Below are 23,728 nucleotides of genomic sequence, written 5' to 3'. Positions count from 1 at the left end.
GCGCCGATCAGCAGCGCCGTGCCGATGTACCGCCCGATCCACAGGGGCACGACCGCGCTCGCGACCAGCGCCGCGATCAGGTGGGTGAGCAGCGCCACCCACGGCCGCCGCAGCAGTTCCTGCGCGATGACGCCGGGCAGCACGTGCACCCCGAGCACCAGTCCGTACAGGATCGGGACGGCCACCGACACCGGTCCGCTGACCGCTCCGGCCGCGGCCGAGATCGCGCCCGTGGCAACGCCGATCGCGGCGCACGTGAGCAGAACGCTCGTGGAAAGTCGGGATGCCGGAGCCACCTGCTCAGCGTAATCGTCTGCTCCTCTCATTCCTCCGGGAGGGCTTTCCCAGCAGGGAGCGGAGAGTTAGGTTTGCGTCACCTGCGCAGACCGTGTCTGGCAGCTCACCCACCGGGAGTCCCTCATGGGTCGACGAGCGACGTGCGCCGCAGCGTTCGTCACGCTCGTCGCGCTCATCGGAGCGTCGGCGTCGACGGCGTTCGGCGCGACACCCGTCGACGAAGTGGTCGCCCCCGTCCCTCTCGACTCGCCCACCGGGTCGTACATCGTGGTGCTCGAGGGGTCTCCGGCGGCCGGGTACGGCGGGGGCGCAGCGGGTCTCGCGCCGACCATGCCCGAGCCGGGCGAGAAGCTGGATCCCCATTCCTCGCACGTCCGCGAGTACGCCGCGTACCTCGAGAAGCGCCAGGGTGAGGTCGCCGCCGCGGCGGAGGTGGAGCCCGCCACCACCTACCAGATCACCCTCAACGGGTTCAGCGCGAAGATGTCCGCGGAGCAGGCGGCGCGCGTGGCCGCGATGGATGGCATCCTCGCCGTCTACCCCGACGAGATCTTCCATCCCGAAGCGGCATCGCAGGCCGACTCCCTGGGTCTCGAAGAAGCCGGGGGCGCGTGGGAATCGGTCGGCGGGTCGGATGCCGCGGGCGCCGGTGTCGTCGTCGGCGTCATCGACACGGGGATCGCGCCCGAGAACCCCTCCTTCGCCGGTGAGCGCCTGCGGAAGGTCCGGAGTGCCGAGCCCTACCTCGTCGGGGATGAGGTGGTGTTCGCGAAGGCCGAAGGCGGTCAGTTCCGCAGCACCCGCGCCTCCGGCGACGGATGGAGCGACGCGGACTACTCGACCAAGCTCATCGGCGCGCAGTATTTCGCGACGGGCGCCATCGATGCAGGCATCGCGCTCGACCACGACGTCCTGTCGCCGCTGGACAGCGACGGCCACGGATCCCAGACGACGAGTATCGCCGTGGGCAACGCCGACGTCGCTGCGACCGTCGACGGAGTCGAGTTCGGATCGCTGTCGGGTGTCGCACCGGCCGCGAAGATCGCCGCCTACAAGGCATGCTTCGCAGGACCCGATCCGCTCGTGACCACGGACGACGCCTGCGTGGGCAGCGACGTCCTGGCCGCGATCGAGCGTGCCGTCGCCGACGGCGTCGATGTCATCGACTATTCGATCGGCGGCGGTGCGGCGGCCGCGGGTTGGGCGCCGGACGACATCGCGCTGTACCACGCGGCGATCGCCGGCGTCTTCGTCGCCGTGAGCGCGGGCAACGCCGGGCCCGGCGCGTCGACCGTCGGCGAGCGAGGTGCCCCCTGGTACACGACCGTCGCGGCATCCACCGTCGCCACGTTCGAGGCGACCGTTCAGCTGTCGACGGGGTTCGCTGCCCCGGGCGTCTCGATGTCCCTTCCACAGGGCCCGGTCACCGCGCCGGTCGTGTACGCGGGCGATGCGGGACTGGCAGGGACGGCCGAGGCAGGCCTCTGCTACCTCGGGACGCTCGACCCGGCCGTGGTGACCGGCAGGATCGTGATCTGCGACCGCGGCACCAACGCGAAGGCGGAGAAGTCGCAGGAGGTCGCGGACGCTGGAGGTGTCGGGATGATCCTCGCGAACGTGACGGCGGACACGACCGACGCCGAGGTGCACGCCGTCCCCACGGTTCACATCGACGCGACCGATCGAGCAGCGCTGCTCGCCGAGCTCGCGGGCAACCCGAACGCGACCGCGACGCTGGTCGGCGGGAACCTGACCGGCGTCGACGACGCCTCGCCGCAGATCGCCGAGTTCTCGAGCCGCGGACCGGCGATCGGCGCCGGCGGTGACATCCTCACCCCGGATGTCGCGGCCCCCGGCGTCTCGATCCTCGGCGCCACGCAGGACACGTCCACCGGCGAGCCGACGTGGGGCATCGCTTCGGGGACATCGCTGGCTGCGTCCCACGTCGCCGGCCTGGCGGCCCTGTACCTGGGAGCGCATCCGGCCGCGACGCCCGACGAGGTCAAGTCGGCGATCATGACGACCGCGTACGACACCGTCCATCCGGACGGGTCCGCCGACGTCGACCCCTTCGCCCAGGGTGCCGGGCACATCGACGGCGGCGCCTTCCTCGATCCGGGGCTGCTGTATCTGAACGGCCCGGAGGAGTGGGCCGGTTATCTGCAGGCGCACGGGCGCGCGGCATCCGATGGGCCGCCGTTGGATGGCGCGGACGTCAACCTCGCCTCGGTCGTGGTCGCCGATCTCGGACTCGAGCGGAGGGTGACCCGCAGCCTCACCGCAACGGGGGGCGGGACGTACCGCGCCGCCGCGAGCATCCCGGGTGTGGACGTGGAGGTGAGTCCGGAGACGCTGACCTTCGCCGGTCCGGGAGACTCGCAGGAGTTCGAGGTCGTGTTCGCGAATCGCACTGCGCCGGTCGAGGTGTGGGCCTCCGGTTTCCTCACCTGGACGGCGGAGGAGGACGGGACGTCCGTCCGAGCGCCGCTGGCGGTGCGTCCCTCGACCGTCGATGCCACGGCCCTCGTCACGGGCGACGGGATCGCGGGCAGCGCCGAGGTGTCGATCGTCTCGGGAGTGACCGACGAGGTCGCGCTGCACATCGCCGGGCTCGCACCTGTCGAGCTCCTCGTCGATCGCGCCAACCCGGTCGCGGGCCACTCGGGCGATGAGGACTCCGGAGACGCGAACGGCGACGTGGCGTGGACGGTCGACATCCCGGCCGGATCGCCGCTCGCCCGGTTCACGCTGGAGGCGTCTGATGACAGCGACCTCGATTTCTCGGTGTACCGGCTCGTCAGCGCGAGCGACAGCCGGTACTCGCAGCGGTGGACCTCGGCCTCCGGCCCCGGGCCGGATCAGATCACGCTCAGAAATCCGCGGGCGGGCTCCTATCTCGTGGTCGCGCACCTGAGCGATGCGCACGGTCCTCTGACCTGGGATGCGACGGCCGCCGTGGTCCCCGGATCGGCCACGGGCTCGCTGACCAGTGCGCAGACCTCGCTTGCCGGTGTGACCGGCCAAGACGTGCGCTACACCCTCTCGTGGGCGGGCCTCGAACCCGACCGGCGCTACCTCGGTGTCGTCGGATACGGCGACTCGGACGTCCTCACCGTGGTGCAGATCGACGCGGGCGCCGTGCCGGCGGCGGCAGCGACCCCGCCCACCATCGCGGGGGATCCCGAGGTCGGCGAAACGCTCGTCGCGCGGCCGGGCGACTGGGAAGGCGAGGGTGTCGAGTTCTCCTTCGAATGGCTGCGGGACGGTGAGCCCATCCCGGGCGCCGTCGCCCGCGATTATCGGGTCCGGACGGCGGATGTCGGAGCCGCGCTGTCCGTGCGTGTGACCGCGTCCCGGCCGGGAGAAGTGAACCCGGGGACGGCCGACAGCGAGGAGCTGATCGTGAACGCGGGATCCCGCGTCGCGGTGACGATGAACCGCTACTCGGGTACGGTCGCGGACGAGTTCGCCGTGACGGTGGACGTGGAGACGATGCGCGGAGATCCCGCCGCCGGCTCGGTCAAAGTGTCGGTGGACGCCGCGCAGTACACCGGCACGCTTGCGGACGGGACGGTCACCTTCGCGCTGCCCGCGCAGACACCGGGCGTGCACATCGTGGTCGTGAAGTACTCGGGCAGCGATCGCGTGGACGGCTCGACGAGCGTCTCGGGGTTCGTCGTCCGTCGGTGATCGTTCGAGGGCGCCGGATGCCACGGCGCCGGGCCCGCGGGAAACGACGCGGTGTCAGATCCGGCGGCGACGCTGGGTGAGGCGCACGGCCGGGAGCGGGGGAGCAGGCACGCGCTCGTCGCCGTGGTCGACGACGTGACCGAACCGGGCGGCACCGGACTCCCACGCCTCGCGGGCGTCGACGATCTCCTCGTGCGTGCGACCCACGAAGTTCCACCACATCACGATGTCGTCCTCGAACGGCTCTCCGCCGAGGAGGAACAGCAGGGCGCCGTCCGCACTGGCGAGCTCCACGCCCTCGCGCGCGGTCCCGAGGTACAGCAGGTGGTGCCTGTCGAGCTCTTCGGTCGACGCACCCGACGGGATGCCGGTTCCGATCGTCGCGAGTCCCTCGACGCCGACGAGTGCGTACTCCCAGTCCGGTCGGAGGGGGAGGACGACGCGGGCTCCGGCCGGAACGCGGATCTCGGCGCCGACGATCGGCGTGTGCGCCGTGGCGGGCGAGGACACGCCGGCCAGTTCGCCCATCACGACCGTGGCGACCGCCGGCGGTCCGGTTCGCCCGACCAGGTCGAGCGTGGGCAGCTCACCGTGCCGCTCGAATGCCGGCGCGCCGTGCCGCCGCGACTCGGGCAGCGCCACCCACAGCTGCAGCGCATCGAGCTCGACGGCGTCCTCGCCGACCGAGTATTCGGAGTGCGCGATGCCCTCGCCGCTGGTCATGAGGTTGAGCGCACCGCTCCGGATGGTCACGTCGCTTCCGACCGAGTCGCGGTGGCGGATGTCGCCGGCGAAGGGCCATGTGACCGTCTGCAGCCCGATGTGCGGGTGCGGTTCGACTCGCATGCGCGTGACCTGCGGACCGAACCTGTCCAGGAAGCACCACGCTCCGACGAGGGGCAGATCGCGCTGCGGCAGCGAACGATGCACCGACATCGCCCGCACGCCTCCGAGCGGCACCTCCCGCGACTCCAGAAGGAGGGCGCGCGGTCCGTCGCACGCGGTGGCCGACTCCTGGGCCACCGCGGTGTCGGCGTCGAGTCTGGTCATCGCTGGAAGTTCGGTGCGTCGGGCCAGTCGATCTTCAGGCCGGGTACCTCATGGCGGCGGAGGTAGCGGACGACGAAGGGGCAGCGAGGCACGATCGTCTCACCGCGGCTTGCGACATCGGCCAGCGCACGGCCCACCAGCACGCCGCCGAGCCCCTGACCGTTGAACGCCGGGTCGATCTCGGTGTGCGGAAAGACCAGGCGGCCGTGCGAATCGGGCACGAACTCGGTGAAACCGCCGAGGACGTCTCCGACCCAGATCTCGTAGCGACCCTCATCGTCGTTGCGTTGCACCCGGCGTGCGGCTTCTGTCACGGGCTGTGTCGTCATGCGCTTCCCTCCGTCGTCCTGTTCAACGTACGGGCGGCCTCCGCATTCCGCCAGGCCGCCCGATCGGAACCCCCTTTCGGCGAGCGCGCTCCGGGTCTACCATCGGCGCGCAAATTGCGATCGGACGATTCAAGGAGGAATCATGAAGAAGCACCTTGCCGCCGTGATCACGGCAGTCGCCGTGAGCATTTCCAGTCTCGCTGCCGCCGCGCCGGCTGCCGTGGCGGCACCCGCGGGCGCGCCGTACGTCGCGCTCGGCGACTCGGTGGCCTCGGGAAACGGCATTCTGCCGTACTCGGACAAGCAGTGCCTGCGCTCGAAGCGGTCCTACCCCGAGCTCTTGGCGAAGGAGCTGGGGGTCGACGTCGTGTCGGCGGCATGCTCCGGCGCATCGACCGTCGACGTCGCCCAGCAGATCGTCGCGCTAGGGGCGTCGGGTGCTCTCGGACCCGCGACGGAGCTCGTCACCCTCACCGTGGGCGTGAACAACGTCCAATTCGACGCAGATCCGGAACCCGACTGGCCGGACGCTCTCGGGGCGTGCAGTGGGTCATTCACCCTCCAGTTCTGCGAGTTCGTGCTCGATACCGCGCTGAGCGTTCTGAAAGCCTCCCTGCCGCAGGAAATCGAAGCCCGGATCGCTGAGATACGGGCGGAGGCGCCTCACGCGCTGATCGTCGTCACGGGGTATCCGCTTCCCTTCGGTGACGTCACCGGCACGTGCAACGCGGGGCTGTTCCGAGACGAAGAGACGGGGACGAACACGCTGTTCACCTTCGAAGCAGCCCAGACCATCGCGATCAACGAAGCAGTGTTGCGGGCGAATGCCCTCATCGCCGAGGGTGTCCGGAACTTTCAGACCAGTACGGGGGAGGACGGCAGCACGGTCGTCTACGTCGATGTGAACGACGTCCCGGATGGCGTCGAGGGCTTTGATGGTCACGGCGTGTGCGACCGGGGCAACCCCTGGATCAGCCGTCTCATCCCGGCACCCGCCGCGACGACCGACCGAGGCTTCCACCCGAACGCAGCAGGTCAGGCCGCCTACGCGGACATCATCGGAGCGGTGATCGGGCAATAGCCGCAGCACCGTGTTCTGTCGGGCCGGGGCGGCATCCAGCCCCGCCTGACAGACTCGGTGCGTGCCCACATCGCTGCGCGACCGCATCCCGACCGGGGCAGACCCCGACGCGGTGTATGAGGAATTCGTCGCCTGGGCGGGGGATCAGGGCCTTTCGCTGTACACGGCCCAGGACGAGGCCGCGATCGAGATCGTCTCGGGCGCGAACGTGATCCTGTCCACCCCGACCGGCACGGGCAAGTCGCTGGTTGCGATCGCCGCACACGCGGCATCCCTCGCCCGTGGCGGGCGGACGTACTACACGGCGCCGATCAAGGCTCTGGTCAGCGAGAAGTTCTTCGCCCTCGTAGACATCTTCGGCGCCGAGAGCGTCGGGATGGTGACCGGCGACTCGTCGGTCAACCCGGACGCGCCGATCATCTGCTGCACGGCCGAGATCCTCGCGAACCTGGCCCTGAGGCAGGGCGCGGATGCCGCGGTCGACCAGGTCGTGATGGACGAGTTCCATTACTACGGCGACCCCGACCGCGGGTGGGCGTGGCAGGTTCCGCTGCTTCTCCTGCCTCGCGCGCAGTTCGTGCTGATGTCGGCGACGCTCGGCGACATGACGCACATCGCGGCGGACCTCTCGCGCCGCACCTCCCGGCCGACGGCCGTGATCACGGGAGTCGAACGGCCGGTTCCGCTGCACTTCTCGTACGCGCGGACGCCGGTGCACGAGACCGTAGAAGAGCTGCTCGAGACCGGACAGGCGCCCGTGTACATCGTGCACTTCTCGCAGGCGGCCGCGATGGAGCGCGCCCAGGCGCTGTCTTCTGTGCGGATAGTCTCGCGCGAGCAGCGGGATGCCATCGCCGAGGCGATCGGGGGCTTCCGCTTCACCACCGCGTTCGGCCGCACGCTGTCGCGGTACGTACGCGCCGGGATCGGCGTGCACCACGCGGGCATGCTTCCCCGGTACCGCCGGCTCGTCGAGACGCTCGCCCAGCGCGGGCTGCTGCGAGTGATCTGCGGCACCGACACGCTCGGCGTCGGTATCAACGTGCCGATCCGGACGGTGCTGATCACCGCCCTCGCCAAGTACGACGGGCAGCGGATGCGGCAGCTCAGCGCCCGTGAGTTCCACCAGGTCGCCGGCCGCGCGGGCCGGGCCGGGTACGACACGGCGGGAACCGTGGTGGTGATGGCGCCGGAGCACGAGATCGAGAACACCACGGCGGTCGCCAAGGCCGGGGATGACCCGAAGAAGCAGAAGAAGATCGTGCGCAAGAAGGCGCCGCAGGGCTTCGTGAACTGGGGTGAGGCCTCATTCGAGCGGCTGGTCGCCGCCGAGCCCGAGCCGCTCGAACCCCACCTGCAGCTGACCGCGGCGATGCTGATCAACGTCATCGCGCGCGGGGGAGACGTGTTCGCGAACGTGCGCTCGCTGGTGTTCGACAACCACGAGTCGCGCGCCCGCAAGTACGAGCTCGCCCGCCGCGCGCTCGGGATCTTCCGGACCCTGGTCGCGGCCGGCGTGGTCGTCGCGGACCCCTCGTCCTCGGCATCCGTCGCCGACTTGCCACACGACGATGCCTCGACGGAGTCCGTTCCCGCAACGAGTGGCAATTCGCGCGGGGCCGGGCGGCCGACCATCCGCCTCACCGTCGATCTGCAGCCGAACTTCGCGCTCAACCAGCCGCTCTCGCCGTTCGCGCTCGCCGCGATCGGGCTGCTCGATCCGGGCGATGCGCCGCCTGATGGGGCCCCGCCCCTGACCCCTGGCGCGCTGACGCGCGCCGATGCCGCCGGCACCGGCCACTATGCCCTCGATGTCGTGAGCATCATCGAGGCGACCCTCGACGATCCTCGGCCCGTCCTCTCGCAGCAGCAGTTCCTGGCGCGGGGCGAGGCGGTCGCGGCGATGAAGCGCGAGGGGCTCGACTACGAGCAGCGCATGGACGCGCTCGAGGACATCACCTACCCCAAGCCGCTCGAGATGCTCCTCGCGCAGTCGTTCGAGGTGTTCGCCTCGAGCCAGCCCTGGGTGCGCGACTTCGAGCTGTCGCCGAAGTCGGTCGTCCGCGACATGTTCGAGCGTGCGCTGTCGTTCGCGGAGCTGATCCAGGTGTACCAGCTCGCCCGCAGCGAGGGTCTCGTGCTTCGCTACCTCAGCGACGCGTACCGCGCGATCCGCCAGACGGTGCCCACCGAGGCGCAGACACCCGAGCTGCTCGACATCATCGCCTGGCTCGGAGAACTCGTGCGTCAGGTCGACTCCAGCCTCGTCGACGAGTGGGAGAGCCTCATCCACCCCGCCGCGGACCCGACCGCCCCGGTCGTGCCGCCCGCGCCACCGTCGGTGCTGACGAACCGCCGCGCGTTCCTCGTGCTGGTGCGCAACGAGCTCTTCCGGCGCGTGCGCCTCGCCGCCCTGCAGCGCGACGACGAGCTCGCCGAGCTCGACCCCGACGTCGACTGGTCGGCCGCGCTGGACGCGTACTTCGAGGAGCACGACGAGATCCTCACCGGCGGCCCGGCCCGATCGCCGAGGCTCGTCACGGTCGATGAGACGGATGCCGCGGCCTCCGGAGTCTGGAGAGTCGAGCAGACGATCGACGACCCCGCCGGCGACCACGATTGGCGGATCCGAGGCGAAGTCGACCTCGCCGCCTCGGTCGAGGAGGGCGCCGCGGTGGTGCGCGTCACGGAGGTCGTGCGCCTCTAGCCCCGTCGCTCTGACACGAAACCCGCCGATTCGACCGAGACCCTCCGAGATGCGCGTTCGGATCGAAGGGTCTCGCGCCGACCGGAGGGCCTCGGCAGCAGATCGCACAGCCGCGCAGCCGTGTCGGCCGCGCGGGCTACCCTTGAGCCGATGAGCATCCCGTCCGCCGACCCCTACGCCGATGCGGTGTGGGCCGACGACGAGCCGCCGCCCGACCTATGGGACCCCCCGGCCGACGCAGGCTCGGGGGAACCCCCGCCAGCCGAAGACGGTTGGATGCCGGTCGCTCCGGCCGCGGCCTACCCATCGTCGTCCGTGCCCGAAGCCGCCCCGGCTCGGTACGCCGCTCCCGGCGATGCGCTCCGCACCGTCTTCGGCTACGAGGCGTTCCGCGGCAACCAGGCCGCCGCGATCGACCACGTCGTCGCGGGCGGGGACGCGGTCGTGCTGATGCCCACCGGTGGCGGCAAGAGCCTGATCTATCAGATCCCGGCGCTCGTGCGACCGGGAACCGGGCTCGTCGTCAGCCCGCTCATCGCGCTCATGCACGACCAGGTCGACGCGCTCGTCGCCAACGGCGTCCGCGCCGCGTACCTCAACTCCACGCAGGCCGCGCCGCAGCGCGCTGCCGTCGAGCGCGCGTACCTCGCCGGCGAGCTCGATCTCATCTACGTCGCTCCCGAGCGGCTCTCCAGTGCGTCGACGCGATCGCTCCTGCAGCGCGGCACCCTCAGCGTCATCGCCATCGATGAGGCGCACTGCGTGTCGCAGTGGGGCCACGACTTCCGTCCCGACTATCTCCTGCTCGGCGAGCTGGGCGAGCAGTTCCCCGGCGTACCGCGCGTCGCGCTGACCGCCACCGCGACCGATGCGACCCACCGTGAGATCACCGAACGGCTGCGGCTGCCCGAGGCGCAGCACTTCGTCGCGAGCTTCGACCGGCCGAACATCCAGTACCGGATCGATACGAAGGTCGAGCCGCGCAAGCAGCTGCTCGCCTTCATCCGGTCGATGCCGGCCGGCTCGGCCGGCATCGTCTACGCGCTGAGCCGCAAGAGCGTCGAGCAGACCGCCGAGCACCTGCGCACCCAGGGCATCGACGCGCTGCCGTACCACGCGGGGCTCGACGCATCGGCGCGGGCCGCGAATCAAGCGCGCTTCCTCCGCGAGGACGGCGTGGTCATGGTCGCCACCATCGCGTTCGGCATGGGCATCGACAAGCCCGACGTGCGCTTCGTCGCGCACATCGACCTGCCTAAGTCGGTCGAGGGCTACTACCAGGAGACCGGGCGCGCCGGACGCGACGGCCAGCCCGCGGTCGCCTGGATGGCGTACGGCCTCGGCGACGTCGTGCAGCAGCGCCGCATGATCGACCAGTCCCCTGGCGAGCGCTCGTACAAGATGCGCCTCGGCCAGCATCTCGATGCGATGCTGGCGCTGTGCGAGACGGTCGGGTGCCGCCGTCAGAACCTTCTGGGCTACTTCGGCGAGCCGTCCAGCGCGTGCGGCAACTGCGACACGTGCCTCGAGGCGCCCGAGACGTGGGACGGCCTGGTGCCCGCCCAGAAGCTGCTGTCCACCATCGTGCGGCTCCAGCGCGAGCGAGGGCAGGCCTTCGGCGCCGGTCACCTCGTCGACATCCTGCGCGGGGCATCCACTGATCGCATCCGTCAGCAAGGCCACGACGCTCTCACGACCTTCGGCCTCGGCGCCGACCTCACCGACCAGGACTGGCGCAGCGTGGTCCGGCAGCTGCTGGCGCGCGGCATCCTGGTGCCGCGGGGGGAGTACGGCACCCTGGCGCTCGGTGAGCCGGCCGCCGCGGTGTTGCGCGGCGAAGAGCCGGTGCCCCTGCGCCGCGACGTGCTCGGCCGGGCCGGCGCGGGACCGTCGCGGGTCCGCAAGGCCGCGGCATCCGATGGACTGGACGCGGGTGACCGGCCGGTCTTCGAATCGCTGCGGGAGTGGCGTGCCGGGGTCGCGAAAGAGCAGGGGATGCCGGCCTACATCGTCTTCGGCGACGCGACCCTGCGCGCGCTCGCAGAGCACCGCCCCACGACCCTCGCCGACCTGGACGGCATCACAGGCATCGGCGCCAAGAAGCGTGAGGCGTACGGCACGGCCGTTCTCGCCGTGATCGGGCGCGCGTCAGTAAGCCGGGGGTCTGGGGCGGAGCCCGAGGTAGGGCGCGCGTCAGCAAGCCGGGGGTCTGGGGCGGAGCCCCGGAGAGTGGACCGCACCGTAGGCTGACCTCCTGGGGAGGTTCAGCGGTGAGCCTGAGCAACATCGACATCGCCCAAGCGGCGCACATGCTTCCGATCGGCGAGGTGGCTGCGCGCCTCGGGATCCCGGAGGACAGCCTCGAGCCGTACGGCCGGTACAAGGCCAAGGTCGCGCTGGACCACCTCACCGCGATCCGCGGGCGACCGCAGGGGAAACTCGTGCTGGTGACCGCGGTCTCGCCCACGCCTGCGGGCGAGGGCAAGACCACAACGACGGTCGGGCTCGGCGACGCGCTCACGCGCATCGGGGAGCGGGCGATGATCTGCCTGCGGGAGCCCGCGCTCGGGCCGGTCTTCGGTATGAAGGGCGGCGCAGCGGGCGGCGGCTACGCGCAGGTCGTGCCGATGGAGGACATCAACCTGCATTTCACCGGGGACTTCGCGGCGATCGCCGTGGCCACCAACCTGCTGGCCGCGATGATCGACAACCACATCCACCACGGCAACACCCTCGGAATCGACGTGCGCCGCGTGACGTGGCGCCGCGTGCTGGATGTCAGCGACCGAGCACTGCGCGACGTCGTCGTCGGGCTCGGTGGTACCGGGAACGGCTATCCGCGCGAGTCCGGCTTCGACATCGTGGTGGCCTCCGAGGTGATGGCCATCTTCTGCCTCGCGAGCGACCTCCACGACCTCAAGGACCGGCTCGGCGACATCGTCATCGGCTACACCCGCGACCGCCGTCAGGTGCATGCTCGCGACTTGGGCGCACATGGCGCGATGACCGCTGTGCTGCGCGATGCGCTGGCGCCCAACCTCGTACAGACGCTCGAGAACACGCCGGCGTTCGTACATGGCGGGCCGTTCGCCAACATCGCCCACGGCTGCAACTCGTATCTCGCGACCAGCGCTGCGTTGCACCTCGCCGACTACGTGGTGACCGAGGCCGGGTTCGGCGCCGACCTCGGCGCGGAGAAGTTCGTGGACATCCTGTGCCGCACGTCGGGGCTGCGTCCATCGGCGGCGGTGATCGTCGCGACGGTGCGCGCCATGAAGTACCACGGCGGCGTCGAGGTCGCCGACCTGCCGACCGAGGACGTCGCGGCGCTCGAGCGGGGAACCGTCAATCTCGCCCGCCATCTCGATACGGTGCGCAGGACTTTCGGCCTGCCCGCAGTCGTGGCCATCAACCACCGGGCCGAAGACACCGACGCAGAGATCGCCGCACTCGTCGGCGCCGTCGAGCGTCTAGGTGCGGTAGCCGTCGTGGCCAAGCACTTCGCCGAGGGCGGGGCCGGAGCCGAGCAGCTCGCCCGCGAGGTCGTCCGGCTGTGCGCGGAGCCATCCGAGCTGCGCTTCACCTACCCCGACGAGTCGTCGCTGTGGGCGAAGATGCAGGCCATCGCGTCGCGCATCTACGGGGCATCCGAGATCACCGCGAGCACGGCGGTGCGCGCGCAGATCCGGCGTCTGCAGGAGGACGGCTACGGCGGATACCCGGTCTGCGTCGCCAAGACGCAGTACTCGTTCTCGACCGACCCCAGGCTGCGCGGAGCGCCGTCGGGGCATGCGGTCGACATCCGCGAGGTGCGCCTGGCCGCGGGCGCCAGATTCGTCGTGATGGTCTGCGGCGACATCATGACGATGCCCGGCCTGCCGGCGGTGCCCGCCGCGGTGACGATCGACGTGGACGAGGACGGCCGGATCGTCGGGCTGTTCTGATTCCCGAGCGGGAAAACCTAGCGACCACTCGGTTTATAGTTGCTGAATGAGCAACGACGCCCCGACCGACACCGCCCCGTCCTCCGCCGAGATCGACACGCGCTACCGCGATCCCGAGCTCCCCGTAGACGAGCGCGTCGAGATCCTGCTGGGGCAGATGACCGTCGCCGAGAAGGCCGGCCTGTTCTTCCAGAACATGATCACGATGGGCTCGGGCGGGACGCTGTCCGACGGCGACGCGGCGTTCGGGCTTCCCTCTGCCGCTGAGTACGTGCTCGAGCGCGGCATGAACCACTTCAACCTGTTCGGGGCCGCGCCCACAGCGGGCGACGTCGCACGGTGGCACAACAGCCTGCAGGAGCTGGCGGCGTCCACCCGGCTCGGCATTCCGGTGACGGTTTCGAGCGATCCCCGGCACGCCTTCAGCGACAACCCGGGCGCCGCGATGCACGCCGGACCCTTCTCCCAGTGGCCCGAGCCGCTCGGCCTGGCCGCCACGCGCGACGCCGAGCTCGTGCGGCAGTTCGGCGACATCGCGCGTCAGGAGTACCTGGCGGTCGGCATCCGTGTCGCCCTGCATCCGCAGGTCGACCTCGCCACCGAGCCCCGTTGGTCGCGGGCCCTGCAGACCTTCGGCGAGGACGCCCAGCTCTCGGGCGAGCTGGGCGCGGCGTACGTCCGCGGGTTCCAGGGCGAGGCGTTCGGTACGGATTCGGTCTCGACCATGACGAAGCACTTTCCGGGCGGCGGCCCGCAAGAGGACGGCGAGGACCCGCACTTCGCTTACGGGCGCGAGCAGGTCTACCCGGGCGACCAGTTCGAGCTGCACCTGAAACCCTTCGAGGCGATCTTCGCCGTCGGCGGCCGCCAGATGATGCCCTACTACGGCATGCCGATGGGCACCGAGCACGAGGAGGTCGGCTTCGGCTTCAACAAGTCCGTGCTCACCGGGCTGCTCCGCGAGCGCTTCGGCTTCGAGGGAATCGTCTGCACCGACTGGGGTCTGGTCAACGACTCCGAGATCCTCGGCCAGCCTCATCCCGCCCGCGCGTGGGGCGTCGAGCACCTCACTCCGGCCGAGCGCATGGCCAAGATCCTGGATGCCGGGGCCGACCAGTTCGGCGGCGAGATGTGCCCGGACCTCCTGATCGAACTCGTCGAGGACGGAACCGTGACCCACGAGCGCCTCGACGTCTCGGCCCGTCGCCTGCTGCGCGAGAAGTTCCTGCTCGGCCTGTTCGAGAACCCGTTCGTCGACGCCGACGCCGCCGACGCGATCGTCGGGTCGGCCGAGTTCCGCGCGGCCGGCGACGCCGCGCAGCGCGCGTCGATCACGGTGCTGACGAATGAGATCACGGATGCCGGTGCCCCGGTTCTCCCGTTCGCCCGTGGCGCGAAGCTCTACGTCGAGGGCCTGTCGCCCGAGCGGGTCGAGGCGTACGGCCGTGTCGTCGCCACACCCGCGGAGGCGGACGTCGCGATCCTCCGACTGCAGGCGCCGTACGAGCAGCGCGCGACGCATTTCGAGAACTTCTTCCACGCCGGGTCGCTGGACTTCCCGGCGGAGGTCCTGGCCCGTGTCGCGGAGGTGTCATCGCAGGTGCCGACGGTGGTCGACGTGTTCCTCGATCGACCGGCGATCCTCGAGCCGATCGTCGAGTCGTCCGCCGCGGTCGTGGCGAACTGGGGGGTGAGCCCCGAGGCATTGCTGGACGTCCTCACGGGCGCCGTACCCGCACAGGGCCGCCTCCCCTTCGATATCCCGCGCAGCATGGCCGAGGTCGCGGCGGCGCGTCCCGACGTGCCGTTCGACACCGAGAACCCGCTCTTCCGCTTCGGGCACGGCCTCGGGCTCTGACCGAATCCGGTCGGCCGAGCCGGGGAAGGTCGGGGCCGAGGAGCGACGAAACCGGCCCGAGCGCGGCCCCCAGCTTCGAAGAGGCCGCCGCCCGCGCCGGCTGGTCGTATCGCCCAGGCTATCCAGCCGTTGCATTCAGGGGGAAGGTGCGGACCCGTTCCACCTCGAACCGCAACGGCAGGGCCGCGGCATCCCGTCGACCTGATCCGTTCGGAAGCTCGTAGACGTCGAGCATCAGCTGCACCGGGTAGTCGATGCGCTGCGCGACCGTCTTGACCCATCGTCCGTCGATGAAGAAGCGAATGCGCTCCGGGCTCCAGTCGACCGCGTAGTCGTGGAACCGGGTCAGGTCGCCGTCGACGCGCACCTTCTCGAAATCCGCTGTCAGGCGCCGGTCGTGCTGCGGCTTGACGCCCACGCCGACCCAGCCTCCGCCGTCGTCGAGTTCGCTGCCGAAGATCTCGCAGATGCAGATCTCGCCGGAATCCTCCGGCCGGTCCTCGAATCCGATCGGCCAGAACGCGACCATGGCATCGGCATGCCGGATGGCTCGCAGGCGGGCCTCGATGACGCCGAAGTGCGCAAGCCACAGCCGTTGCTCGGGCTGCGCCTGCTTGACCACGAGCCCGTCGCGGAAGCGGTGCTGGCCGATCGCACTGCCCTCCGGACCCGAGAACTGACCGGTCTGCAGGTGCGACACGCGAACCTCCCCGTCGTACTCGGGCGACCATGGCGCCGTGTCGGCGTCGATACGCAGTGTCAGACCTGCACCGCCCGAGGTGCGCGGCATCGACCCCGGGGTCTGCGGCGTCGCCCCAGATGTCGTCGCCGTCTCCCATCGGGCCGCCGACGACTCCCGCGACGACCAGTGCGGCAGATAATGCGGCCACCACCGCGAACGGTCGAGGTCATCGGCGTCGAAGCGCTCGTCGTGGTCGGGCCGGCGACCGGCGAGGTCGAGCGGCGACAGATCCAGTTCCCACACGTTGAACGTGATCCGCCCGCCGCGCCAGGGCGCGGTGTCGGCCCCCGTGTGCGTGAAACCCGCGCGGCGGCACAGCGCATTCGAGGGTGCATTGTCCACTCCGGGGTACGCCACGAGCAGCGTGCGGTCGCCGAGGGCCGCGACTCTGCGAATGACCTCTCGCAGCGCGGCCGAGGCGACGCCCTTGCCCTGCTGCTCGGGGAACACGTTCCACCCCGTCTCGTACGCGGGCACTCCCTCGTGGTCGACCTGCCACCAGCCGATCCCGCCCGCGGGTTCGCCGTCGACGTCGATGCGGAACATGCGCGCCAGCCCCGCATCCCCCAGGCGCAGGTACCGTTCGTGACGCTGCAGCAGGTCGTCGGGTGACTCGGGTCCGCCCAAATGAGAGGTCATCTCGGGTGTGTTGGCGCGCTCCAGCACGGGGAGGTCATCCCGCGCCCACTGCTGGAGCGTCACTCGCATCGCATCCTCCGCCTCGGTCCGGTGGCTCATTCTTCAACCCCGTTGCCGAGACAGGCAAGGTCCGGGTCCGATGTGCGCGGGCGTCGATTCCGCCCGCATCGATGGACGATTCCGGATGCCGACGGGCGCACAGTCCGCCCGCCTGTCGGGAGGACACAATCGGCGCGCTCCGGCGGGCCGATCAGGGTTGTGCAGAACGTCCAACGGACTTTGCCCGAGCTTGTGGGAGTCCTACGGTCGAAGCATCCTGTCTCTCCTCCGAAAGGTGACGCCATGGCCGACGCCGCCGTCCGTCCGAAAAAGCCCGCCACCAGCAGGCGCACGCCCGCCGGCGGCGCCCCGACCGCACCGCACACCGCCGCCGAAGCATCCGAGCCGCGCATCGACGTCGACGCCGTCACCGACCTGCTGCTCGGCACCTGGGGCGAGACCCGCCGCGAAGCCCGCGAGATGATCAAGGATCCGGCGTTCTGGCGGGTCGACGGCCTCGGCATGGAGGAGCACCGGGAGCGCGTCCTCAGCCAGATGCACCTGCTGGTGGACAATGGGGGTGTCCACCGCGCGTTCCCGAAGGAGTACGGCGGAGAGGCCGACAACGGCGCCAACATCGCCGGGTTCGTCGAGCTGGTCGCCGCCGACCCGAGCCTGCAGATCAAGTCCGGGGTGCAGTGGGGACTCTTCGGCTCGGCGGTGCTGCAGCTGGGCACGAAGGAGCACCACGACAAGTGGCTGCCGGGGATCATGAGCCTCGAGATCCCGGGCGCGTTCGCGATGACCGAGACCGGCCACGGCTCGGATGTGGCCGCCATCGGCACGACGGCCACGTACGACCCCGGAACCGAGGAGTTCGTGATCCACACGCCGTTCCGCGGTGCGTGGAAGGACTACCTCGGCAATGCGGCGCTGCACGGGATCGCCGCGACGGTGTTCGCCCAGCTCATCACCCACGGGGTCAACCACGGCGTGCACTGCTTCTACGTTCCGCTGCGCGACGAGAACGGGCAGTTCCTCCCGGGCATCGGAGGCGAGGACGACGGACTCAAGGGCGGACTGAACGGCATCGACAACGGTCGCCTGCGCTTCGATCAGGTTCGCGTGCCCCGCGCCAACCTGCTCAACAAGTACGGCGACGTCGCACCCGACGGCACGTACTCGAGCCACATCTCCAGTCCGGGCCGCCGCTTCTTCACGATGCTCGGAACCCTGGTCCAGGGGCGCGTCTCGCTCGACGGTGCGGCGTCGTGGGCCTCGGCGATCGCGCTGGACATCGCGATCACCTACGCGAACCAGCGTCGCCAGTTCGATTCCGGTGCCGGCAGCGACGAGGTCGTGCTGCTGGACTACGGCAAGCACCAGCGCCGCCTGCTCACCCGCCTCGCGACGACGTACGCGTCGATCTTCGCGCACGACGAGTTCCTGCAGAAGTTCGATGCGGTCTTCAGCGGCAAGGCCGACACGGATGCCGACCGCGAAGACCTCGAGACCCTTGCCGCCGCACTCAAGCCGCTGTCGACCTGGCACGCGCTCGACACGCTCCAAGAGGCGCGCGAAGCCTGCGGCGGGGCGGGGTTCCTCTTCGAGAACCGTCTCGTCGGGCTGCGGGCCGACCTCGACATCTACGTGACCTTCGAGGGCGACAACAACGTGCTGCTGCAGCTGGTCGGCAAGCGCCTGCTGAGCGACTTCGGCAAGCAGTTCAAGGGCAAGGATGCCAAGGCCCTCGCCGCGTACGCCCTCGGACACACCGCAGGCAAGGTGTTCCACGGCGCCGGCATGCGCCAGCTGGGGCAGGCGGTGACCGACTTCGGCTCGACCGCACGGGCCATCGAACGGGGCCTCCGAGCCGACCAGCAGCACGAACTGCTCGCCGGGCGTGTGCAGCAGATGGTCGCCGACGTCGCGAATCGTCTGCGTCCGGCATCCGCCCTCTCGCCCGCCGATGCGGCTGCGCTGTTCAACGCGAACCAGTCCGAGCTGATCGAAGCGGCGCGCGCCCACGCCGAGCTGCTCCAGTGGGAGGCGTTCACGGATGCCGTGAACGGGGTGGAGCACGCGGGGACCAAGCACGTCCTCATCTGGCTGCGCGACCTGTTCGGTCTCGGCCTCATCGAGAAGCACCTCTCGTGGTACCTGATCCACGGACGCTTGTCGTCGCAGCGGGCCGGAGCCGTCTCGGCGTACATCGACCGCCTGTGCCTGCGCCTGCGGCCGCACGCGCAGGACCTCGTCGATGCGTTCGGCTATGCGCCCGAGCACCTGCGTGCGCCGATCGCTTCGGGAGCCGAGCAGGCACGCCAGGACGAGGCCCGCGAGTACTACCGCGATCTCGCCGCGTCCGGCGCGGCGCCGATCTCGGAGAAGGCCGCCGCACACAAGAAGTAGCGCCCCCTGACCCTCCTCGCCGAGACTGCAACTGCGGGCCGAGACTGTGGGTGAAACCCCACCCGTTTCAACCTGCTGTTGCAGTCTCGCGGTCATTCGACCTGCAGGAAGCGTGTAAAGAATCCTTGACACCCGATACGGACGAAGCGTATCTTCATGTCAAGGATTCTTTACATCAGGAGGCCATCATGCACGCTGTCGTGAGCCGACGCTACGGCGGACCCGAGGTCGTCGAGTGGGCGGAGATCCCCGATCCGGCCCCGCGGGCGGGCGAGCTGCTCGTGCGCGTGGAAGCCAGCGACCTGTCCACCGCGGATGCCGCACTCCGATCCGGCTCGCCGTTCGCGGCGCGGCTCTTCGCGGGACTGCGCAGGCCGCGCCTGCCCGTACTCGGTGCTGATTTCGCCGGAACGGTCGAGGCCATCGGCGACGGGGTGACCCGCTTCGCCGTCGGCGACCGGGTGTGGGGCGTGACGGGTGCCGCCATGGGCGCTCACGCCGAGCTTGTGGTGGTGCCCCAGGACGGCGCGGTCGCGCTCCGACCGGCCGGTCTCACGGCCACGGATGCCGCATCCCTCGTCGATGCGACCGCGATGTCGTTCCTGCGCGACACGGCCCGACTCCGAGCCGGCGAGCGGATCCTGATCAACGGAGCGTCCGGGGCGGTCGGAACGGCGGCGGTGCAGCTGGCGGTCGCGACCGGGGCGGAGGTCGCCGCCGTGTGCAGCGCGGCGCGCGCCCAGCTGGTGCGCGATCTCGGCGCGGCGCACGTGTACGACTACCGGGCGGTCGACGTGACGATCCTGCCCGAGCAGTACGACGTGGTGTTCGATGTCGTCGGCACGATGGGCTACCGGCGTGCGCGCCGCATCCTGACGCGAGGCGGCCGCTACCTGATCACCGTGCCGACGTTCGGCGCGCTCGCATGGCATGCGCTCACCCTCGGGTCCCGCGGCCGGCGTTCGCGGATCGCCTTCACGGGCCTGCGCAAGGCCTCGATCGTGCGCGCTGACCTGGAGGCGACGAGCGCGCTGGTATCGGCGGGCAGGATCCGGCCGGTGGTGGACGGCGTCTATCCCTTCGAGAACGGCGACGCCGCGCACACTCACGTCGCGCGCGGAAAGGCCGGACACGTCATCCTCACCCCGTGAGCCCCGCCGAGTGTGTCGACGCGGCACCTATCCTGGCTGAGTGAGCCCCGACGATCCGATCCGCGACGTGCGCATCGGCGGCGACGGAATCGCCCGGTGCGCGTGGGCGGCCGAGGACGCCGAGTACCAGCGCTATCACGACGAGGAGTGGGGACGGCCGCTGCACGGCGACCGAGCGCTCTTCGAGAAGATGAGCCTCGAGGGCTTCCAGGCCGGTCTGTCGTGGATCACCATCCTGCGCAAGCGACCGCGGTTCCGCGAGGTGTTCGCCGGGTTCGAGCCGGCTACCGTGGCGGCGTTCACCTCCGAGGATGTCGAGCGGCTGATGACCGACGCGGGGATCATTCGCAATCGGTCGAAGATCGAAGCGACGATCTCCAACGCCCGCCTCGTCCGAGAGATGGGCGACGGCGACCTCGACGCCCTGCTGTGGTCGTTTGCGCCCCCGGACGGCCGCGCCCGTCCGCGGTCCTTCGCCGAGGTGCCTGCCGTGACGCCGGATTCCGCGGCGATGAGCAAGGCGCTCCGCAAACTCGGCTTCCGGTTCGTCGGGCCCACGACGATGTACGCGTTGATGCAGTCCGCCGGCATGGTCGACGATCACGTCGAGGGATGCTGGCGGACGCAGTGACCTGCGTGCGCATCGTCCCGGCGCGCGGAATGGCCGGCTCCGACGGGCCGTTGTGACGACCGTGGACTACGGACACCCGCTCGAATTCGGCGCGTTCATCACGCCATCGGCCGCCGACCCGCAGGTTCCGGTCGCACTCGCCCGGGTGGCCGAGGCGTCCGGGTTGGATGTCGTCACCTTCCAGGACCATCCGTACCAGCCGCGATTCCTCGACACCTGGACGCTGATGTCGTTCGTTGCGGCGCGCACCGGCGGCATCCGGATCGCACCCAACGTGCTGAACATCCCGCTCCGGCCGCCCGCCGTCGTGGCGCGCGCGTCGGCCAGCCTCGACCTCCTGTCGGGCGGTCGTTTCGCGCTCGGTCTCGGCGCTGGAGGATTCTGGGACGCAATCGTCGCCATGGGCGGCACCAGACTCACACCCGGGCAGGCCGTCAGCGCCCTCGAAGACGCCATCGACGTGATCCGTGAGCTGTGGAACACCGAGGAGAGGCGTGGCGCGTTCACGGACGGCGCGTACCACCGCGTACACGGGGCGAAGCGCGGACCGCGTCCGGCTCACGACATCCCGATCTGGATCGGCGCCTACAAGCCTCGGATGCTCTCACTCACCGGTCGCAAGGGTGACGGCTGGCTCCCCTCGCTCGGCCACCTCGAGCCGGGCGACCTCGGCCGCGGCAACCTCGCCATCGACGAGGCCGCAACCTCGGCGGGGCGCGATCCTCGTGACATCCGGCGGCTCCTGAACGTGGGGCCGCCGCAAGAGGCGCGACACACGGCCGAGCGCCTCGCTGCCATGGCGCTCGAGGATGGCATCGGGACGTTCATCTTCGCGACCGATGACGCGACGTCGTTGCAGGCGATCGGCGAAGAGATCGCTCCCGCCGTTCGGGCCCTCGTGTCGAGCGAGCGTTAGCGCGCGTCGACGAGCAGCCGCGGCAGCGCATCCTTCAGCCACGCGCCGAGGTGATCCACGGACCAGCCCCGGTCGACCGTGAAGGCGAGGAACGACTGCGGCGACAGCGTGGTGGCCAGAACGTCGGCCGCCTCCTCGACGCTCAATCCGGGCCGCAGCGCGCCGTGATCGGCGAGGGCTCGGACCATCTGCAGGCATCCGTCCAGGCGCAGCGCCTCGCTGCGCACCCACCACTCGGCCAGGTACGGATCGGATGCGTACGCCGATCGGCCGGCGTCGCTGATCGCCGAGGTGCGTTCGTAGACAGGAAGCGCCATGTCGACGAAGAGAGCGAGCGACGTGGTGCCGTCCGGCTCAGACAGCGCGCGCGCCCAGCCCTCGGTTTCGTCGGGCGGCCCGATCTCGCCCTCGCGCGTGCGACCCAGGACTGCGTTGCCGACGAGCTCCTCCAGGAGCCCGCTCTTCGTGCGGAAGCCGAGGTAGACGGTCTGCACCGCGACCCCCGCACGTTCGGCGATTGCAGCCATCGTTGTGTCGTGATACCCGCGCTCGGTGAACTCCGCGAGCGCGGCATCCATGACCCGCCACCGCGTTTCCAGCGCCTTCTGACGGCGGACCCCGCGGTGTGCAGCGCCGGGACCCGGCGCACGTGCGCCGTGGGGCGCTTGCTCGGAGAGACTGTCAGGCATGCCGTCATTCTACTGGACATATTCACTAGTGGCTCACTATAGTGAAATACTACAGCGACATGGCCCCTCAAGCCGACTCCAGGGAGGCTGACATGCGAATTCTGGTCGCGACGGTGCCCGCAGCGGGTCATTTCAATCCGCTGACCGGTCCCGCGGTGCGCCTCGCCGAGCTGGGACACGATGTGCGCTGGTACGCGGGTCCCGAGTACGCCCCACGCGTCGAGCGTCTCGGACTCGGGGTGATCCCGTACCAGGAGGCCGTGGAGATCACCGCCGACAATGTCAACGCCCTTTTTCCGCAGCGCCAGAAGCTCAAGGGAGCGAAGGCGATCGAGTTCGATGCGGATGTGTTCTTCGCGCGTCCTGCCGGAGCGCAGTTCCGCGACATCCGCGCAGCTCGCGAACGGTTCCCGTTCGACGCGTTGCTCATCGACGGAGCGTTCTACGCCGGGTATCTCGCCGCGAAGCGACTCGACGTGCCCGTCTTCGTGATGGGGTCGATCGCCGCCCCGACGCTGCGCGGCCCGAATGCCATCACGCCGTTCTTCGCGCTGCGACCGCCCCGGACGATCGTCGGTCGCAGCGCGAACCGCGTCGCACGGTGGATGCTCGTCTCCGGCAGCCGCAAGGGCGTCGAGACGTTCAACGAATTCCTCGCGGAGGAGGGGCTCGCGCCCGTGACGGTCGAGGACTATTTCGACTGCACGCAGCAGCCCGACGTCGCGCGCCGCGTCTTCAACGTCGGGATTCCCGAACTCGACTATCCCGGCGCTTACGTGCCGCCCAACGCGGAGTGGGTGGGCGCGCTGCTGCCGTACCGCCGCCCGGCTGCGGAACCGCTGGACGCGCGCATCTCGAACCGGTCGGGGCAGATCGTCGTCGTCTCGCAGGGAACCGTCGACAACCACGACCCACGGAAGCTCATTATCCCGGCGATCGAGGCGTTCACGGGCGACGACCGGCTCGTCGTCGTCGTGACCGGCGGCGTCGGCACCGAGGAGCTGCGGGCTCGGTACTCCTCGGCCGACGTGCTGATCGAGGAATTCGTCGATTTCGACCAGCTCTTCCCGCACGCGGAGCTGTACGTCACGAACGGCGGACTCGGGGGCGTGCTGCTGGCCCTGAGTCACGGAGTGCCGCTGCTGGTCGCCGGCAAACGCGAGGGCAAGGGCGACATCAACGCCCGACTCGCCTATCGCGGGCTGGCGGTGGATCTGCGCTCCGAACACCCCTCGGCGCGTGCCATCTCGCGAGGAGCCGCGCGCGTGCGGAAGGACGCCGCCATGAGAGGCCGGGTCGCTGAGGTAGCGACCGCTCTGGCGGCGTATGACTCCGTCGGCATCATCGAGCGGACGATGCTCGAAAGCATGGATGCGGCCGACTCGCCCGCGGAGACGTGAAATGCCGCGGTGGTCACGGCGACCCGGCTTGTATGCCGGCCGTCGCATCTTTTCCACCGATCTCGGCCGCGGGGGTCTTGCGGGGCGAGGGAATCCGCTGTCACAATTCCACGACGACAGACGGAAGCCTGCATCTTCCGATTGCTGAGAACG

At 70.1% G+C, this 23,728-nt stretch carries 16 protein-coding genes; 11 read left to right on the top strand and 5 right to left on the bottom strand.

Annotation, left to right across the window (positions count from 1 at the left end; genetic code table 11):
- Nucleotides 1-296: ECF transporter S component (locus VFX99_RS02880; protein ID WP_329664812.1), on the bottom strand; the 296-nt coding region annotated here is incomplete at its 3' end.
- A gap of 124 nt (nucleotides 297-420) precedes the next feature.
- On the opposite strand from VFX99_RS02880, the gene VFX99_RS02875 reads away from it, so the two are divergent.
- Nucleotides 421-3,987: a S8 family serine peptidase gene (locus VFX99_RS02875; RefSeq protein ID WP_329664811.1), complete on the top strand. Its 3,567-nt coding sequence runs from the start codon at nucleotides 421-423 to the stop codon at nucleotides 3,985-3,987.
- 54 nt (nucleotides 3,988-4,041) lie between these two features.
- On the opposite strand, the gene VFX99_RS02870 is transcribed toward VFX99_RS02875, so the two are convergent.
- Complete coding sequence (locus VFX99_RS02870) at nucleotides 4,042-5,037, bottom strand: pirin family protein (protein ID WP_329664810.1); 996 nt, start codon at nucleotides 5,035-5,037, stop codon at nucleotides 4,042-4,044.
- The gene (locus VFX99_RS02865) at nucleotides 5,034-5,366 is read right to left on the bottom strand and encodes a GNAT family N-acetyltransferase (protein WP_329664809.1); all 333 of its coding nucleotides are present in this window, start codon (nucleotides 5,364-5,366) and stop codon (nucleotides 5,034-5,036) included. Before VFX99_RS02865 ends, VFX99_RS02870 begins: the two co-directional genes overlap by 4 nt.
- A 142-nt stretch (nucleotides 5,367-5,508) precedes the next feature.
- Here VFX99_RS02865 and VFX99_RS02860 point away from each other — a divergent pair, with 142 nt between their 5' ends.
- The 5 genes from VFX99_RS02860 to VFX99_RS02840 all read left to right on the top strand — a co-directional run bounded on the left by VFX99_RS02860 (nucleotide 5,509) and on the right by VFX99_RS02840 (nucleotide 14,956).
- Nucleotides 5,509-6,447 (top strand): SGNH/GDSL hydrolase family protein, encoded by a 939-nt coding sequence (locus VFX99_RS02860; RefSeq protein WP_329664808.1) that lies wholly within the window; start codon nucleotides 5,509-5,511, stop codon nucleotides 6,445-6,447.
- A gap of 61 nt (nucleotides 6,448-6,508) precedes the next feature.
- Nucleotides 6,509-9,154, top strand: coding sequence for a DEAD/DEAH box helicase (locus tag VFX99_RS02855; RefSeq protein WP_329664807.1), 2,646 nt, complete (start codon nucleotides 6,509-6,511; stop codon nucleotides 9,152-9,154).
- 150 nt (nucleotides 9,155-9,304) lie between these two features.
- The gene (gene recQ, locus VFX99_RS02850; RefSeq protein WP_329664806.1) at nucleotides 9,305-11,404 is read left to right on the top strand and encodes a DNA helicase RecQ; all 2,100 of its coding nucleotides are present in this window, start codon (nucleotides 9,305-9,307) and stop codon (nucleotides 11,402-11,404) included.
- Between the two features lie 20 nt (nucleotides 11,405-11,424).
- Complete coding sequence (locus VFX99_RS02845) at nucleotides 11,425-13,098, top strand: formate--tetrahydrofolate ligase (RefSeq protein WP_329664805.1); 1,674 nt, start codon at nucleotides 11,425-11,427, stop codon at nucleotides 13,096-13,098.
- 46 nt (nucleotides 13,099-13,144) lie between these two features.
- A complete protein-coding gene (locus tag VFX99_RS02840; RefSeq protein ID WP_329664804.1) occupies nucleotides 13,145-14,956 on the top strand; it encodes a glycoside hydrolase family 3 protein in 1,812 nt (603 codons plus the stop codon).
- A gap of 118 nt (nucleotides 14,957-15,074) precedes the next feature.
- Here the strand turns inward: VFX99_RS02840 and VFX99_RS02835 are convergent, their stop codons facing one another.
- Nucleotides 15,075-16,436, bottom strand: a complete 1,362-nt coding sequence (locus tag VFX99_RS02835) for a GNAT family N-acetyltransferase (RefSeq protein WP_329664803.1) — start codon at nucleotides 16,434-16,436, stop codon at nucleotides 15,075-15,077.
- 243 nt (nucleotides 16,437-16,679) lie between these two features.
- Here VFX99_RS02835 and VFX99_RS02830 point away from each other — a divergent pair, with 243 nt between their 5' ends.
- From VFX99_RS02830 to VFX99_RS02815, 4 genes are all read left to right on the top strand, one after another.
- Nucleotides 16,680-18,788: an acyl-CoA dehydrogenase gene (locus tag VFX99_RS02830; RefSeq protein WP_329664802.1), complete on the top strand. Its 2,109-nt coding sequence runs from the start codon at nucleotides 16,680-16,682 to the stop codon at nucleotides 18,786-18,788.
- A 188-nt stretch (nucleotides 18,789-18,976) separates the two neighbouring features.
- Nucleotides 18,977-19,939, top strand: coding sequence for an NAD(P)-dependent alcohol dehydrogenase (locus VFX99_RS02825; protein ID WP_329664801.1), 963 nt, complete (start codon nucleotides 18,977-18,979; stop codon nucleotides 19,937-19,939).
- 58 nt (nucleotides 19,940-19,997) lie between these two features.
- Nucleotides 19,998-20,570, top strand: a complete 573-nt coding sequence (locus VFX99_RS02820) for a DNA-3-methyladenine glycosylase I (protein WP_329664813.1) — start codon at nucleotides 19,998-20,000, stop codon at nucleotides 20,568-20,570.
- Nucleotides 20,571-20,622: 52 nt separating this feature from the next.
- Nucleotides 20,623-21,486: an LLM class flavin-dependent oxidoreductase gene (locus tag VFX99_RS02815; RefSeq protein WP_329664800.1), complete on the top strand. Its 864-nt coding sequence runs from the start codon at nucleotides 20,623-20,625 to the stop codon at nucleotides 21,484-21,486.
- On the opposite strand, the gene VFX99_RS02810 is transcribed toward VFX99_RS02815, so the two are convergent.
- On the bottom strand, nucleotides 21,483-22,175 hold the full coding sequence (locus VFX99_RS02810) for a helix-turn-helix domain-containing protein (protein WP_329664799.1): 693 nt from the start codon (nucleotides 22,173-22,175) through the stop codon (nucleotides 21,483-21,485). The genes VFX99_RS02815 and VFX99_RS02810 overlap by 4 nt on opposite strands.
- 92 nt (nucleotides 22,176-22,267) lie before the next feature.
- Between VFX99_RS02810 and VFX99_RS02805 the strand changes: the two genes are divergently transcribed.
- Complete coding sequence (locus VFX99_RS02805) at nucleotides 22,268-23,575, top strand: hypothetical protein (protein ID WP_329664798.1); 1,308 nt, start codon at nucleotides 22,268-22,270, stop codon at nucleotides 23,573-23,575.
- The last annotated feature ends 153 nt before the right edge of the window (nucleotides 23,576-23,728 follow it).

It is taken from the genome of Microbacterium sp. (genome assembly GCF_036277215.1).
GTDB lineage: Bacteria > Actinomycetota > Actinomycetes > Actinomycetales > Microbacteriaceae > Microbacterium.
Note: the sequence above shows the minus strand (reverse complement) of the source record. Positions and strands in the feature narration are given on the sequence as shown.

Coding starts and splice junctions, on each gene's coding strand:
- VFX99_RS02875 (WP_329664811.1), top strand. CDS start 421: ATGGGTCGACGAGCGACGTGCGCCGCAGCGTTCGTCACGCTCGTCGCG.
- VFX99_RS02870 (WP_329664810.1), bottom strand. CDS start 5,037: ATGACCAGACTCGACGCCGACACCGCGGTGGCCCAGGAGTCGGCCACC.
- VFX99_RS02865 (WP_329664809.1), bottom strand. CDS start 5,366: ATGACGACACAGCCCGTGACAGAAGCCGCACGCCGGGTGCAACGCAAC.
- VFX99_RS02860 (WP_329664808.1), top strand. CDS start 5,509: ATGAAGAAGCACCTTGCCGCCGTGATCACGGCAGTCGCCGTGAGCATT.
- recQ (WP_329664806.1), top strand. CDS start 9,305: ATGAGCATCCCGTCCGCCGACCCCTACGCCGATGCGGTGTGGGCCGAC.
- VFX99_RS02840 (WP_329664804.1), top strand. CDS start 13,145: ATGAGCAACGACGCCCCGACCGACACCGCCCCGTCCTCCGCCGAGATC.
- VFX99_RS02835 (WP_329664803.1), bottom strand. CDS start 16,436: ATGAGCCACCGGACCGAGGCGGAGGATGCGATGCGAGTGACGCTCCAG.
- VFX99_RS02830 (WP_329664802.1), top strand. CDS start 16,680: ATGGCCGACGCCGCCGTCCGTCCGAAAAAGCCCGCCACCAGCAGGCGC.
- VFX99_RS02825 (WP_329664801.1), top strand. CDS start 18,977: ATGCACGCTGTCGTGAGCCGACGCTACGGCGGACCCGAGGTCGTCGAG.
- VFX99_RS02810 (WP_329664799.1), bottom strand. CDS start 22,175: ATGCCTGACAGTCTCTCCGAGCAAGCGCCCCACGGCGCACGTGCGCCG.
- VFX99_RS02805 (WP_329664798.1), top strand. CDS start 22,268: ATGCGAATTCTGGTCGCGACGGTGCCCGCAGCGGGTCATTTCAATCCG.